This is a genomic window from Trichocoleus sp. FACHB-591 (assembly GCF_014695845.1).
In the GTDB taxonomy this organism is placed as follows: Bacteria; Cyanobacteriota; Cyanobacteriia; order FACHB-46; family FACHB-46; genus Trichocoleus.
Window position 1 is genome coordinate 65,917 of record NZ_JACJPA010000040.1, and the last position, 14,526, is coordinate 80,442.

Annotated in this window: 12 protein-coding genes; 8 read left to right on the plus strand and 4 right to left on the minus strand. The window is 48.3% G+C overall.

The window, feature by feature from the left end; translation table 11 throughout:
• Nucleotides 1-70: 70 nt before the first annotated feature.
• Together H6F90_RS06515 and H6F90_RS06520 are read left to right on the plus strand one after the other, a co-directional pair.
• A complete protein-coding gene (locus tag H6F90_RS06515; RefSeq protein ID WP_190551278.1) occupies nt 71-874 on the plus strand; it encodes a DUF2993 domain-containing protein in 804 nt (267 codons plus the stop codon).
• A gap of 131 nt (nt 875-1,005) precedes the next feature.
• Entirely contained in the window at nt 1,006-1,647 is a 642-nt protein-coding gene (locus tag H6F90_RS06520) for a GerMN domain-containing protein (RefSeq protein ID WP_190551280.1), read from the plus strand.
• A gap of 22 nt (nt 1,648-1,669) precedes the next feature.
• Here the strand turns inward: H6F90_RS06520 and H6F90_RS06525 are convergent, their stop codons facing one another.
• Nucleotides 1,670-2,047, minus strand: a complete 378-nt coding sequence (locus H6F90_RS06525; RefSeq protein ID WP_190433152.1) for a helix-turn-helix transcriptional regulator — start codon at nt 2,045-2,047, stop codon at nt 1,670-1,672.
• A 467-nt stretch (nt 2,048-2,514) separates the two neighbouring features.
• On the opposite strand from H6F90_RS06525, the gene H6F90_RS06530 reads away from it, so the two are divergent.
• On the plus strand, nt 2,515-4,023 hold the full coding sequence (locus H6F90_RS06530; protein WP_190551282.1) for an ATP-binding protein: 1,509 nt from the start codon (nt 2,515-2,517) through the stop codon (nt 4,021-4,023).
• On the opposite strand, the gene H6F90_RS06535 is transcribed toward H6F90_RS06530, so the two are convergent.
• Nucleotides 4,020-4,406 carry a Rid family detoxifying hydrolase gene (locus tag H6F90_RS06535; RefSeq protein WP_190551284.1) on the minus strand — a complete coding sequence of 129 codons (387 nt, stop codon included), beginning with the start codon at nt 4,404-4,406 and terminating at the stop codon, nt 4,020-4,022. The genes H6F90_RS06530 and H6F90_RS06535 overlap by 4 nt on opposite strands.
• 140 nt (nt 4,407-4,546) lie before the next feature.
• Entirely contained in the window at nt 4,547-5,704 is a 1,158-nt protein-coding gene (locus H6F90_RS06540) for an acetamidase/formamidase family protein (RefSeq protein WP_199295759.1), read from the minus strand.
• Between the two features lie 151 nt (nt 5,705-5,855).
• On the opposite strand from H6F90_RS06540, the gene H6F90_RS06545 reads away from it, so the two are divergent.
• Nucleotides 5,856-6,863 (plus strand): ABC transporter substrate-binding protein, encoded by a 1,008-nt coding sequence (locus H6F90_RS06545; protein WP_206756160.1) that lies wholly within the window; start codon nt 5,856-5,858, stop codon nt 6,861-6,863.
• A gap of 63 nt (nt 6,864-6,926) precedes the next feature.
• Here the strand turns inward: H6F90_RS06545 and H6F90_RS06550 are convergent, their stop codons facing one another.
• Nucleotides 6,927-7,745: an ABC transporter permease gene (locus H6F90_RS06550; RefSeq protein ID WP_190551288.1), complete on the minus strand. Its 819-nt coding sequence runs from the start codon at nt 7,743-7,745 to the stop codon at nt 6,927-6,929.
• 243 nt (nt 7,746-7,988) lie between these two features.
• On the opposite strand from H6F90_RS06550, the gene H6F90_RS06555 reads away from it, so the two are divergent.
• The 4 genes from H6F90_RS06555 to H6F90_RS06570 all read left to right on the plus strand — a co-directional run bounded on the left by H6F90_RS06555 (nt 7,989) and on the right by H6F90_RS06570 (nt 14,504).
• The gene (locus H6F90_RS06555; RefSeq protein WP_199295760.1) at nt 7,989-8,834 is read left to right on the plus strand and encodes an ABC transporter ATP-binding protein; all 846 of its coding nucleotides are present in this window, start codon (nt 7,989-7,991) and stop codon (nt 8,832-8,834) included.
• 17 nt (nt 8,835-8,851) lie between these two features.
• Complete coding sequence (locus tag H6F90_RS06560; RefSeq protein ID WP_199295761.1) at nt 8,852-11,623, plus strand: transporter substrate-binding protein; 2,772 nt, start codon at nt 8,852-8,854, stop codon at nt 11,621-11,623.
• 86 nt (nt 11,624-11,709) lie between these two features.
• Nucleotides 11,710-12,678: a phosphate/phosphite/phosphonate ABC transporter substrate-binding protein gene (locus H6F90_RS06565; protein ID WP_190551290.1), complete on the plus strand. Its 969-nt coding sequence runs from the start codon at nt 11,710-11,712 to the stop codon at nt 12,676-12,678.
• On the plus strand, nt 12,675-14,504 hold the full coding sequence (locus H6F90_RS06570) for an ATP-binding protein (protein WP_190551292.1): 1,830 nt from the start codon (nt 12,675-12,677) through the stop codon (nt 14,502-14,504). Before H6F90_RS06565 ends, H6F90_RS06570 begins: the two co-directional genes overlap by 4 nt.
• Nucleotides 14,505-14,526 lie beyond the last annotated feature (22 nt).

A 14,526-nucleotide genomic window follows, 5' to 3' on the forward strand; every position in this document is an offset into this window, starting at 1 on the left:
GGCTCTCCTTCCTTAGGAGGGAAGGGGCTGGGGGTTAGGTCGGTCGCACCTCCTCAACTCCGGACTTGTTATGGAATTCCTCACCATTTTTCTGTCGAGCCTGATTGCTCTGGTTTCACCCGCAGGCTTAGTGCTCGATCGCGTGGCTGAAAATGCAGTGCGATCGCAATTTGAGTCGGTGGAGCAGTTGCAGGTACGAGTTGATAACGCCCCCAGTTACCAAATTGTCCAGGGCAAGGCAGAAAAGGTGAGGATTGCGGGTCGAGGCTTGTTTCCGTTACCAGAATTTCGGATTGCGGCATTAGACGTTGAAACCGATCCGATTGACATCAACCCTCGGGGCGGCAAAGGTCTGAAGCTCGATCGCCCTTTGCAAGCAGGGGTGCATCTAGTTCTGACCCAAGCAGATATTAATCGCGCCCTCAGTTCTCCTACAGTGACCAAACGTTTGCGGGATTTGGGGGCTAGCGCCTTAGAGGACTCTGAAGCTCAGCAAGTACAACGCTACGATTTTCTCAACCCACAAGTGGAGTTGCTGCCCAACAATCGCATTCGGGCCAAGGCGGAGCTGCAAGAACAGGGGCAAAGCGATCGCTTGCAGATTACCGTCGAGTCGGGTCTAGCAGTTGTAGCTGGGAAGCGATTGCAGTTGGTGGAGCCACGCATTAGTGTGAATGGGGAAGCAGTGCCCCAGGAAATCCTCGACCCGATCGCCAAGGGAGTCACGGAGCGGTTTGACCTTGACCAATTAGCTGGGCCAGCAGTAACGGCACGAGTCCTACAATTAAAGATAGTGCCAGAGCAACAGATCGATATTGTCGCTTTTGTCCGCGCTGAAACACCTCCAGCTTCTCCTGCCACCCCATCAAACTAGAGATTGGGCGAAAAACTTGGGTATGCTTTTGTAGTCACTCGGACTTCACCATCTGACTTTGGTGGGTTGTTACCGTCATCGGCTTTGGTAGTGCATTTACCACACTACTAACCTTTCAACAGGAGCTTCCTATGGAAGACCAATCTCGGACCCGTCCAGTTTCTGTCAGTCTAATTGCGGGCTTGTCAGCCTTGATTATGGCGGCAGGGGGAGGAGCCGCCTGGCTGGCTTGGCAATCCTCTCAACCGGACTTCGCCAGCCGGGTTCCCAATGCCACCAACCCTACAGATTTTTCCACTACCAAACCGCCGCAAACCCAAGCCGCTCAGCCTGCTCAGGAAGAATTAGCCCGCCCTTATTGGCTTCAAGACACAGGTAAAGGACTAGAAACTGTACCCAATCAGACAGCTTTACAGACTGACTTGCAGCCAGAAGCCGCTCTGAAAGCTGCCTTTGCTGAATTATTGGCTGGCCCTAAGGGGAAAGATACCGCGATCGCCACGACCCTGCCTCAAGGCACGAAACTTCGCAGCCTAACCGTGGAACCAGACGGTATTCATATTGACTTCTCAGAAGAGTTTACTCAAGGGGGCGGCAGTGCCTCCATGACGGGTCGAGTGGCGCAAGTCCTTTACACCGCTACCAGTCTCCAGCCGGATGCTAAGGTTTGGCTCTCCGTGAATGGCGAACTGCTAGAAACACTAGGGGGTGAAGGCTTACTCCTAGATCAACCCTTTACTCGCCAAAGCTTTGCCAGAGACTTTCCACTCTAGTGCTCTGATTTCGTGTTTTGGCCTAATGTTCGGGAGTGCTGACGCTGATGGACTGCTCAGCTAGACCAAAGGTGCGGAAGTAGTGAGCTTGTTGCTCAATCCGAGTGGCGAGGCGATCGCAAACTAAGTTACAAAGCTCAAAAATCAGGTCATCTTCGATGCTGTAGTAGGCCGAAGTTCCCTCAGTCCGTCGGCTCAAGATCCCCGCTTGCAGCATCACCTTTAGGTGCTTAGAAACATTAGCTTGACTAGTTTCCGTAGCCTCGACCAAATCTTGTACGCATTTCTCACCATCGCGCAACAAGTTCAAGATTCGTAGACGCATTGGCTCACTCAAGATACTGAAGTACTCAGCAATTTGCTGCATCACTTCTTGCGGTACGGGCTGCATTAACTTCATGCCAATCTGACCACAAAGGGAACTGATCCCCACATATTAGCAGTCAAAACCAACTTGACAATAGAGGGATCAACAAAGCTGTTTATTCACCGCTACTTTTGTGAGGATTTGTTGAACCTCAAGCTCAGCAATCTTGCAAATTTTTCTACTTCAGTATTAAATTCATCCGGATGACCGCCATCGCCACCAGAATTCTTAGTTTGATCACAAAGTTAGTGCAATCAAGTATAAAAAGACACGATACTGTCGGATTATTCAGTTCATAGTTTTAGTATTCAAAAACACATTTGGCTCTTCGCTGCCTGTCATCTCTAAGGTAGGACCAAAAAGCTCACCATTGGGTCACAGAGGTAACAAGTAGTAAGTTTTTACCATTGGTTCTAATCACCTTTTCGGTGGAATTAAGGTGCTCAAACTGTTTAGCCTAGGCCCATCGTTTCACAGAGGTAATTGAGTGCAGAAAGGTCATGAATAATGCATCTGTGAATCGTGATGTTTCTCACAAGTTACTTCATTTGGAGTTATTGTCTGTGTTCAGTTTTGGCAACAGTTTCGATTTAGAGCAGCTTAATACCAGCCGAGAGATTAATGCGGCAGTGGTGAATGTAAGCGGTCGCCAGCGAATGCTCTCTCAACGGACAGCTTTGTTCGCTTTGCAACTAGTTTGCAGTCGTGATGACGCTGAGCGGACTCGGTTGCAGTCTGTCTTACTATCGGCGATCGCGTTGATGGAGCAGTCTCATCAAGGGTTGCTAAAAGGAGATGCCAGCTTGAAACTGCCAGGTCGTTTGTCTCCGGCTCTGCAAGCGATGTATTTTGAGCCGCCGTTGAATCTGGACCAACAAGTCCGCGACTACATTTATCAGGTGCGAGCGATCGCGACGGCTCCAGAAGCAGAACTAACTCTAGAGAATCCGCATTTGCAAGCGATTCTGAGCGCTGCTTCTACCAGGCTCCTAGAAACCTTAGATGCAGTCGTGAGCCAATATCAAACAGAGAGCGAAGCCGAACAACTAGCTATTGATTTAAGTCACGCAGAATTGTTTCAGCAGCGCGAGGCAGCTACGGCAGGGGCGCAACAACAAGCGCAGCAACTGGAAACGATGTTAGTTGAGCTGAAACAAACCCAGGCGCAACTGATTCAAACTGAGAAAATGTCTAGCTTGGGTCAATTAGTGACAGGCATTGCTCAAGAAATTAACAATCCTGTCAACTTCATCTATGGCAATTTGGGGCATGTGAGGGAGTATAGCCACAATTTACTCAATCTATTAGCGCTCTACCAAAAGTACCACCCGCAACCTGAGCTAGAGATTCAACAACAAATCAAACTGGCTGACCTCGAATTCTTAGTTCAGGATCTTCCCAAGGTTTTAACTTCACTGGCGGTTGGGGTTAAGCGAATCCAAGCCATTGTTTTGTCTTTACGCAGCTTTTCGCGGCCCGATGACGCCCGCATGCGACGAGTCAATATTCATCAGAGCCTCGACAACACATTGTTACTCTTGCAGCATCGACTGAAGCCAGCAGGTGGCTTTCCAGGAATTCAAATCATCAAAGAGTACAGCGATTTACCTTTGATTGAATGTCATCTAGGTCAAATTAATCAAGTTTTTATGCATCTTTTGAGCAATGCTATTGATGCTTTGAGAAGTAGCGATCGCACTACTCAGAATTGCATCGACAATTCTTGCCTACTCCCCAGAATTACTATTCGCACCAAAGCAGAAGATACAAGCACAATCACTGTTTCGATTGCTGATAACGGTCCTGGGATCAGCGATGAAGTAAAAGCCCGACTCTTTGAACCTTTTGTTACCACTAAACCGATGGGAAAAGGAACTGGAATCGGGCTTGCTCTCAGCCAGCAGATTGTGACAGAAAATCATCAAGGGGCACTTTGGTGTGTCTTACAATCAGGCCGAGGAGCAGAATTTTGCCTCAAGTTACCGCTCCAACCCGCCATCGCTACCTAATCACCGCAATAAACAATTAAATCAATTTCCACATCACCTAACCCTGCCAATCCAATCACTCCGACTGTGGTTCGGCTCGGTAAGCGATTAGCTGGAAAGTAAGCCGAATAAATTTCATTGACAGTTTGATATTCACGAAAATCAGTAATAAAAATCCGACTCATTACCACTTTGTCTAGACCTGTACCAGCATGCTGCAAAACTAATTTTAGATTCTCCATGACTTGCTTAGTTTGCTCCGCGATCGGACCTCGCACAATCTCTCCAGTTTCAGGGTCTTCAGATAATTGACCTGTGACAAACAGAAAGTCACCCGCTCGAACTGCATGAGAGTAAGGCGCAACAGGAGGTAGTGTATTGGGCAAAGTGATATATTCGAGCACAGGGAAACTCCAATTTCGACAAGTTTTTTGCGTCTTTTCGACGTTTTACGGCCTTCTTCGCCTCTCAGCGTTCCCCAAAGTGTGTTCTAAAAAACAATTTAGAAAATGCTTCGAGTTTTTATGCAGCGCGAGCCTCTAACTTAAACTTCAGGTAGATAAGGTGCTGGTAAAAATAACTGTTTAGGAAGTGCAGCGTGACAGCCTCGTCGCTGATTCACTACTTGAGTGATGCCGAAGTCTACTGCAACTGACATGAGGGCATAAGCTTCGTCAGCACTCATCTTACGCTTGGTTTGTAAGAAGTCCAGCATTTGATCGGCACACTGGAGCACCGCTTGGTTGAGATCATCGTGAAAGCCGTGGGTAATCCAGTGAGATTGAGTTTCCAGGAGAGGGCTGCCGATGGGAAAGTCTTTCAAGAGCGAGATTTGCAGCCAGGCATTCATCGATGCTTCGATCGCGGTGCCTGAAATTTCGCCATCTCCTTGCCCCATGTGAGGGTCCCCAACAAAGAAATTGGCTCCGGTCGTAAACACGGGATAGTAAACCGTAGCTCCTGCTCCCATGCGCCAGTTATCGATGTTGCCACCAAAAGGTCCAGGGGGGACGCTATTGACGCGACCCTTCTGCGGAGGAGCCACCCCCATAATGCCGAAGTGAGGTCGTAGAGGAATAGCAACATGGGTTTTGATCGGCTCGCGGTGGGTGGCTGCGGGCGGCACTATCAATCCCGGCTGGTTATACAATGGGCGCTCTTTGAAGTCGTAGGCAAAGGCAGGTTGGGCCAATCCCGATTCAGTATCTAATTTGTAAACAGTAATGCGCTCTTTGCGGAAGCTGTTGTAGAGGTAGCCCCAATGAGCAGCAATGTTAGCTCCATAAGGCAGACGCGGCGTGGTCTTCAAAATTCTGACGACTAGTGTGTCTCCTGGCTCAGCATCCTTCACCGCGATCGGACCTGTCATGATGTGTAAGCCTGGACCGCGATCGCTGACTTGTTCGTAGACATCCCGCACGCCTTGGTCCATCATCAAATCGGGTGCTCCTCCCGCTTGATGAGTCAAGGCTTCCACATAAACAATGTCCCCAGAGTTGATCGTGAGGACTGGAGGCAAAGACTGATCAAAAAAGCCCCAGAAACAGGTGTTAGGTGTGGCTTTAAGGACATGCAGGTTTCCCGCATCTCGCACAGTCTCAGCGATCGCCAAGATATCCAGTTTGGCGACTTCCGGATCTCGACAGAATTCCATTGCATAGGCAGATGAGTCTTGATCAGAGTCGTGCTGATGTTCTGTCATTGATCCACCCCATAGGGACAAGCACTGAATCAGTTAAACAATAGCTTAGATAAACTTAGAGCAAACCAGCCAGCCACAACTGCTTAAGGATCACACAGTCCGGAAGCAGGATGATGCTTAACTAAGTTCAGGTACTTACCAGGAATTAAGTATGTTCAGAAGTATGCTTAATCGCTATCGAACAGGCTTTCTATTCTTTTTATTTTCATTGGCTTTGTGCTTGCCAATTGCTTGTAGCTCCCAACCTCAAACCAATTCTGTTACTAATCAGCCTTTGATTGTTGGGGTTCCTCCTTGGCCAGGATTTGCTGCCCAATATGTCGCGACAGATTTGAATCTGTTTAAAGCAGAGGGGATTGAAGTTAAGGAGGTTTTCTTCCCCACCCAAAGCGACCCTAATACTGCTTTATTAGCCAACAAAGTTGATCTAGCTTTGACGGGAGTTCCTGACTTAGTGCCGTTGGCTCAGCGCGACGCTTCCATCAAATTATTAATGCTCTTTGACTATTCAGATGGCTCTGATGGCATTATTGGTCGTGACATTAGTCAACCCTCTGATTTAAAGGGTAAAACCGTAGCTCGGGAAAACCTTTTGTTTGAAGTGTTACTGCTACGACGCTATTTAGAAGAAGGTGGGTTAACAGAGAAAGACATCAAGATTGTTGATACTTCAGCCGCTAATGCTGCTGCTTCATTTGCCGCAAAAAAAGTTGATATTGCCGTAACTTATGATCCTTGGATGGCTAAGGCAGCAAAGCAAGGCGGCGGCAAGATTCTGTTTACCAGCAAAGATAGCAATATTGTTCCTGATGGTTTAATTGCCAAAGAAAAGGTAATTCAAACCAAGAGAGCTGAAATTTTAGCCTACATGAAAGCGATCGATAAAGCAGTAAAGCTAGTCCAGCAGAAAGATGAAAAAGCGATCGCCATTGTAGCCAAGCGGCTCAACGTTACTCCGGAAGAAGCCGCACAGCAAGTGGGGGGAGTCAAATTATTCGGCATTGAAGATAACAAGAACATTGTCTTTAACCCTCAACATCCTAGAAACGTCTTTGACAGCCTGAAGTTCGCAGCCAAAACTGCCAAGGATATGAACCTAACTCCCACTGTAGTGGATGTTAATAAAATCTATGATGATTCTCTAGTGAAGTCATTTTGAGCTAAATCAATCAGCAAGTTTGGTGGGTGCTTAATGCGATCGCACTCATCCAACTAATGGCTTTTAATGATTTTTATCAGTCGCCCAAGGTACGACTAAGTTAAAGAGTGACTTGAAGCTAAAATCTATTAGTAAGCCTACCAAACCAATTACAATAATCCCTACAAAAATGGCATCGGTTTGGTAAGCTCTTTGAGCCATTAAAATCCGATAACCTAGACCTGAGCTGGCTGCAATCAACTCGGCAATCACAACAAAATTCCAGGCCGTCGCGATATTAATCCTGAGAGTATCAATAATATGAGGTAGCGTAGCTGGAAAAATCACATCAAAGAAGATGTCTTTTTCTTTGGCTCCCAAGGTATAGCTAACCTTAATTAAATCACTCGGAATAAACTTGACGGCATCAGCAATCATCAAAACGTTATAGAAGAAGGTGCCCAGAAAGATAATGGCGATTTTAGATGGCTCATCAATGCCGATCCATAAAATAATTAAAGGAATAAAAGCAGCAGTCGGCATATACCGAAGTAAACCCAAAATTGGTTCTAGAAGCCCTTGCATACTCTTGAAGGCACCAATTATTAACCCCAGAGGAATGCTAAGAATAGCTGAAGCCAAGAAGCCCCAAATTACTCTTGACAAACTAGCGATTAGATCTGCAACTAATTCTCCGCTTTGTAGTGAAGTATAGCCGCGAGCTAACACAGTAGTCGGGCTTGGCAAAAACTGATTATCTACCCAACCGCTGTAAGTGATGCAAGCCCAACCTAACAGAGGTATTGAAATAGATAGAAGCACCATCAAAAAATATAGACGCTTAGAAATCTCACCTCGAATTTTCCAGAGACTACACCAAGCCTGAAATAGCTTTCTAGTCATAACTTTGGTTAAAATTTGGTAAAAATTCCTTGGATGTTGCCAAAATTAGCACGCCCGAATTAGTCATCTAAGCGCAGCGATCGCTTACCTACCTGCCTTGGCTAAAAGTTCAGGGCTAAAAGTTTAGGTCAACAGCCCTTCGGTTACATCCGTTACGCCTAGATTGCCCAAGGGCATGCTGAAGATAGAGGGTCTGAGGCACTACCATCGGTCGGACTCATGCTCACCCTGAGGCAATTCGCAATGGCACCGTCTACTAGACCTCCGAATTCCAGTCTTGAAACCGCTTTCAGGGTTGATGGCATAGCCACCTCAATGGGTCAACCCAAACTAGCGGTCCACCACCTCAGCAAAACCTTTCAGAGCCGGAGGCAGCCGCTGGTAGTCTTGCAAGACATCAACCTCCACGTTTGCCCCAATGAGTTTGTCTGTATTGTGGGCAAGTCTGGTTGCGGTAAATCAACCCTGCTGAATATTGTGGCAGGGCTGGTTCCACCTACCTCTGGGCAAGTGCTGATGGATGCTGTGGCAGTGCAAGGCCCCGGTCGCGATCGCGGTTTAGTTTTTCAAAGCTACACGCTATTTCCCTGGCTCACCGTCGCTCAAAACATTGGTTATGGGCTAAAGTTGCAGCGTCTACCCAAACCGGAACGGAGGCAACGGGTAGCGTATTATTTAGACGTAGTTGGGCTAACTCAATTTGCCAAAGCTTATCCTAAACAGCTATCGGGTGGGATGAAACAACGAGTGGCGATCGCGCGGGCTTTAGCGAATGAACCAGACGTTCTTCTGATGGATGAGCCATTTGGCGCTTTGGATGCCCAAACCAAAGAGCAAATGCAGCAGTTTGTGCTCAATCTTTGGGAGCAAACCCACGTCACAGTTTTGATGATTACCCATGACGTAGAAGAAGCAATTTTTCTATCTCAAAGGATTTATGTAATGAGTGCCCATCCAGGGCAGATCAAGGCAGAAATTGGCATAGATTTGCCAACGCAGCGGGATATGGAACTGAAGTTGACCCCAGAATTTCTGCAAATTAAACGACAGGTCGTTCATACCATGCGCGATCGCCTTGAGCCAGGCTAATTCGGCATGTCAGGTTTATGAGCAGTTTGGTAGCACAGCGCACGATGAATCCTTCAGATGGCACCGTCCGAGTTGGAATCCTACATTCTTTAAGTGGGCCGCTGGCAATCAGCGAATCGTCTCTGAAAGATGCTGCCTTAATGGCGATCGCTGAAATTAACCAAGCCGGGGGCGTGCTCGGTCGAGCGATCGTACCTGTGGTGGAAGATAGCGCTTCTGACCCTTACGTCTTTGAGCAAAAAGCTAGAAAGCTCCTAAAAAATGAGCAAGTCGTCACTTTGTTTGGGGGTTGGTCTTCCACAGGACGCAAGTTGGTCTTATCTGTCTTAGAAGAATTCGATCGCTTGCTCTGGTACCCCGTGCAGTATGAAGGTTTGGAGTGTTCCAAATACATTTTTTACACCGGAGCCTGCCCCAACCAGCAAGTGGAGCCAGCCGTTAATTGGTTGTTTCAGCATCAACATCGCCGCTTTTATCTCCTGGGGATGGATTACGTCTTTCCCAGAGTTGCGAACAAAATTATCAAAGCGCGGTTGAAGCAACTGGGAGGCACGACTGTGGGCGAAGCCTATCCCGCTTTAGAAACCACAGATTATCGCTCCGTGATTGAGCAAATCAAACAAGCTAGCCCCGATGTCGTTTTTAGTACTTTAAACGGCAACGGCAATGTGGAATTTTACCAGCAGTACCATGCAGCGGGGATTTCTGCGGCAGAAATTCCCATTATGGCGGTGAGCGTGACCGAAGATGAACTGCAACGCATCACCCCAGCAGCAATGGCAGGACACTACGCTACTTGGAGCTATTTCCAAAGCATCGACAGTCTGCCAAACCAGGCTTTCGTACAACGGTTCAAAACGCTGTACGGAGCAGAGCGAGTCACCAGCGATCCCGTCGAAGCCGCTTACAGCCAGGTTTATCTATGGAAACAAGCCGTTGAAACCGCTGAATCCTTTGAAACCCACCCAGTTCGCTGCGCTGCCTATGGCCAAACCTTGATTGCCCCTAGTGGTTTCATTCAGATTGAGCCGAATCACCATGTTTGGAAGAGTTGCCGCATTGGTGAGATTTTGCCCACGGGGCAATTTCAGTCGCTATATGTCTCAGAACGCTCGATCAAGCCCCAACCCTGGTTTGGTGTAGATGAATCTGACTTGAGAGATTCAGCTTTAATCCTTGACTTACTAGCAGAAGTGCCCCAGGTCATCCAGTACAGCTGCCAGCTAGAGCGCAAGTCGCGAGAACTAGAAGTGGCGATGGCCGAACTGGTGAACACCAATCAACATCTGCAACAAGCCAAAAATCAGTTGCTAGAGTTGACCAAGCGAGAAGAACTGCTGAAGCGTCGCCTATCCATTCAAATCCGGAGCACGCTAGAGCTAGAAACCATTGTGCGGACTGCTGTCCAGGAAATTCACCATCTCTTCGAGATCGATCGCTGTGAGTTTCTTTGGTACAACCAGAGCGAGGAAGCCGCTCGGTTTAAACTGGCCCATGAAGTTTCTGCCCCTCACCTGACTCATCGCTCCTTGCCACCCCCCACGATCGCCGTGGAAGTGCTAGGGGAAATCTTGCTGAAGCTGAGCCCGCTGTGGATTGACAACATTGCCACGGCTCCTCAGTTAGACACTAGGAGCCGAGAAGCTTTAACGGATTTAGGTCTGGTTTCTTTGCTAGCGATCGCCATCTATACCAATTCTGGACAAATCGGAGCCATTGTTTGTGAGCATTACAGCGGCTCTCGGTCTTGGAGTACGGATGAAGTGGAGTTACTGCAAGATGTCGCCGACCAGTTAGCGATCGCGATCGATCAAGCCGAGCTTTACGCTCAGAGTCGAGCCACTGCTGCTGCGGCTCAAGCCCAAGCTCAGCGGCTCACCCAGGCCTTGGCAGAACTGCGAACCACCCAAACCCAGTTAATTCAGACTGAGAAAATGTCGAGTTTGGGCCAGTTGGTCGCAGGGATTGCCCACGAGATCAATAACCCTGTGAATTTTATCTACGGCAACCTGAGTTACGCGAATGAATACACCCAGGATTTGCTAAAACTCATTGATCTATATCAGCAGCATTATCCTGAGCCAGCGTTAGAAATTCAGCAACATCGCCAAACCAACGATTTTGAGTTTTTAGTTGCAGATCTGCCGAAGATGCTGAGCTCTATGAGAGTCGGGGCCGATCGCATCCGCCAAATTGTTCTATCGCTCCGCAACTTCTCTCGGCTAGACGAATCAGAGATGAAACCTGTCAACATCCATGAAGGAATTGATAGCACTTTACTCATCCTGCAAAACCGCTTCAAAGTTCGACCAGGCTCTCAAGGGATCGAGGTGATTAAGCAATATGGCGACTTACCCCAAGTAGAGTGCTACGCCGGACAGTTGAATCAGGTCTTCATGAACATCTTGAGTAATGCCATTGATGCCTTGGATAGTCAAAGCGAGGCAGCGATCGCATCGGGTCTGACAGAGCCTGCACCCACTATTACAATCCGCACTGAAGTCTTACATCCAGAGCGAGTCACTGTGCGGATTCAAGACAACGGCCCTGGTATGACTGCTTTTGTGGTTCAACGTTTGTTCGATCCGTTTTTTACAACCAAGCCAGTCGGTCAGGGAACCGGCTTAGGGCTCTCGATTAGCTACCAAATCATTGTGGAGAAACATCGAGGAACCCTTTGGTGCAACTCCCAACCGGGGACAGGAGCAGAGTTTTGGATCGAAATCCCCATTAGCCAAAGTGCCCCATTCCTCGTTAGTGAAGCTGAAGCTGCCTCTGTTCCTGAGTAGTCTCCTGAATAGTTGTAGGCAGGCTCGAAGCACGAGATGCCCGTTGAATAAAAATAAACCGTAGACATTAACCAACTCCCCACCTCATGCCAGCTACATTGTCTTTTCTCACTCGTTTTAGCTGCCGCACCTGGGTTCGCTATAGCCTGGCACTGTTCCTGATGCTGCTCAGTGTGAGTTGCGGGCCTGAATCTGGCGATCGCCCTACCCCATCGGCCTCCAATCCACCGACAACTAGCAATCGGGAAGTCAAAGAGTTCAACGTCATTGATGTGGCGGTAATTCCAGCTCTGAGTCCTAAAGAACAAGAAAAACAACTGGAATCTCTCGCAGAGTATCTAGAAAAGTCGCTGGGATATCCCATTTACTTTCAAGTTACTCCGAGCTATGAGCAAGCGGTTGAGCTGCTCGTGCAGGAAAAGGTAGAAGTTGCCTATTTGGGGCCTTTAACCTATGTGCTGGCCCAACAGCAAAACCCTCAAGTTGAGCCGATCGTCGCTCCGATTGAAAAAAGCACAGGTCGTCCTTCTTATACCAGCGTCATCATTGCTAGGAAAGCTGCTGGAATTGATAGCTTGAGCGATCTTAAAGGCAAGCGGTTTGCCTTCGTCAGCCGATCCTCCACCTCTGGTTACTTGGTGCCAATGGCTCACTTCCAAAAAATAGGTCTGCGTCCAGACCAAGACTTTGCCACCGTCAAATATTCTGGCAACCATGACAAAGCGCAGGCGGATTTGGAAGCAGGCGTGGTAGACGCGATCGCCGACAGCAGACCCTCTTTGCTAAAGCGGCAAAAATCTGGCAAGCTTGACCCCAGCCAGTACCAGATCATTTGGGAATCCGCTCCCATTCCCATGTCACCGATTGTTGTCTCTAAGAAACTTTCCCCGGAAATCGTTTCTAGCCTTAAAAAAGCTCTGATTAATGCTCCTGAGGGCCTTGCAGACGTTACAGGAGCTGAATCTGCGGGATATACATTGGTCGAGGATGCTGATTATGAGCCGATTCGACAATTACAAAAGACCTTAGAGGCAAATTCTGGTCCAAGACAATGAAGATTTGGCAGAAGTTTATTGGCTCATCGCTGGTGGCGGCTGGGTTGGTGGCTAGCTTCATGAGCGGCAGTACCCTCCTGATTAAACAAGCCGATCAGTCGATCCAAGCGAGCCGGGAGAAAACCATTCAAGCTCGGATCATTTCCTTAGAGCTGCAACTTTCCTTACGCGAGCAACTACTAGCGCTCAAGGCTTTCTTGCTGACGGATCAAGCAGCGGCGGACATGGCCGATTACCAAAAGGCGATGTCTAACTTTTTGATCAGCTTGGAAGAGTTGGAGCGCATTATGCCAGGGGCCGCAGAAATCCCTGTCGTGCGACGGCGACATCGTTTCTTAGTGCGCTTGGCAGGAACCCTGACCAACACACCCGCCAAGGGAAATCAAATTCAGCAAGATTTACGAGCCTTAGACTCTTTTGGTAAAGACATCGACTTTTATTTGGCTCTATTAACTGATACGGCTCAACAGCAAGATGTTCTGGCTCAGCAAGCTGGACAACAGTTTAAGCAAGGAGCCCAAGCTTTTACCTACGCCATTATTGGGCTAATTGTTTTGGTCTTGGTCGGTCAATTTTTATTGATTTTGCTGCCTGTCATTCGCTCTATCCATCAGCTCCAGGTAGGTGCGGCGACAATCGGAGCGGGCAATTTAGACCATCAGGTAAATATCTCAACTGGGGATGAAATTGAGAAACTGGCGCAAGAGTTTAATCAGATGGCGGCGCAGTTGGCCGAGCTTTACCGCTCTCTAGAACAGAAGGTGACTGAGCGGACGGCAGAACTTGTGCGGGTCAACGAAAGTTTGGAAAGTGAGATCAGCGATCGCAAGCAAGCCGAAGCCTCGCTACGGCAATCGGAGGAACGGGAACGCGATCGCGCTCAACAGCTAGAGCAAGCCATCGAAGAACTCCAACAAGCCCAATCCCAACTGATCCAGACTGAAAAAATGTCCAGCTTGGGGCAACTAGTGGCGGGAGTAGCGCACGAAATCAACAACCCAGTCAACTTCATTCATGGCAATTTGGAGTACACCCATACCTATGTGCAAGATTTATTAGAACTGATTCATCGCTACCAGCGGCACTCTACCTCAGTTCCGGCGGAAGTCCAGCAATATGCTGACGCAATCGATCTAGACTTTCTGCAAATTGATCTGCCTAAAATGCTGGCTTCGATGAAAGTTGGCACTCAGCGGATTCGCCAAATTGTGCTTTCGCTCCGCAACTTTTCTCGCCTCGATGAATCGGACATGAAGCGCGTCAATATTCACGAAGGCATCGATAGTACGCTGTTAATCTTGCAGAATCGGCTAAAAGCTAAGCCAGAACATCCAGGCATTGCAGTGGTCAAAGAGTACGGTGACTTGCCGCTAGTCGAGTGCTATACGGGGCAACTCAACCAAGTCTTTATGAATATTCTCAGCAATGCGATCGATGCCTTAGACAGCTACAACCAGACGCGATCGGCAGCAAATCTTCAAAGTCATCCTAGCCAAATTCGCATTCGCACAGAACTCGTGTCACCGGATCGGGTTGCCATTCGCATCGCTGATAATGGTCCTGGCATGACCCATGAAGTCAAACAGCGCCTATTCGATCCATTCTTTACTACCAAGCCCGTGGGCCAAGGGACAGGATTGGGACTATCAATCAGCTACCAGATTGTGGTGCAGCGACACAGAGGAACCCTACATTGCGAGTCCCGACCCCAGCACGGCACTGAATTCTGGATTGAGATTCCGGTACAACAAAACTATGCCCAAACTTCCCACTCAGCCGTAACCGCACTCCCCGTACCAGAAGCAAGCTCGCAGGGCGGTTACTAACCTAAAACCACCTCGCGAGCTA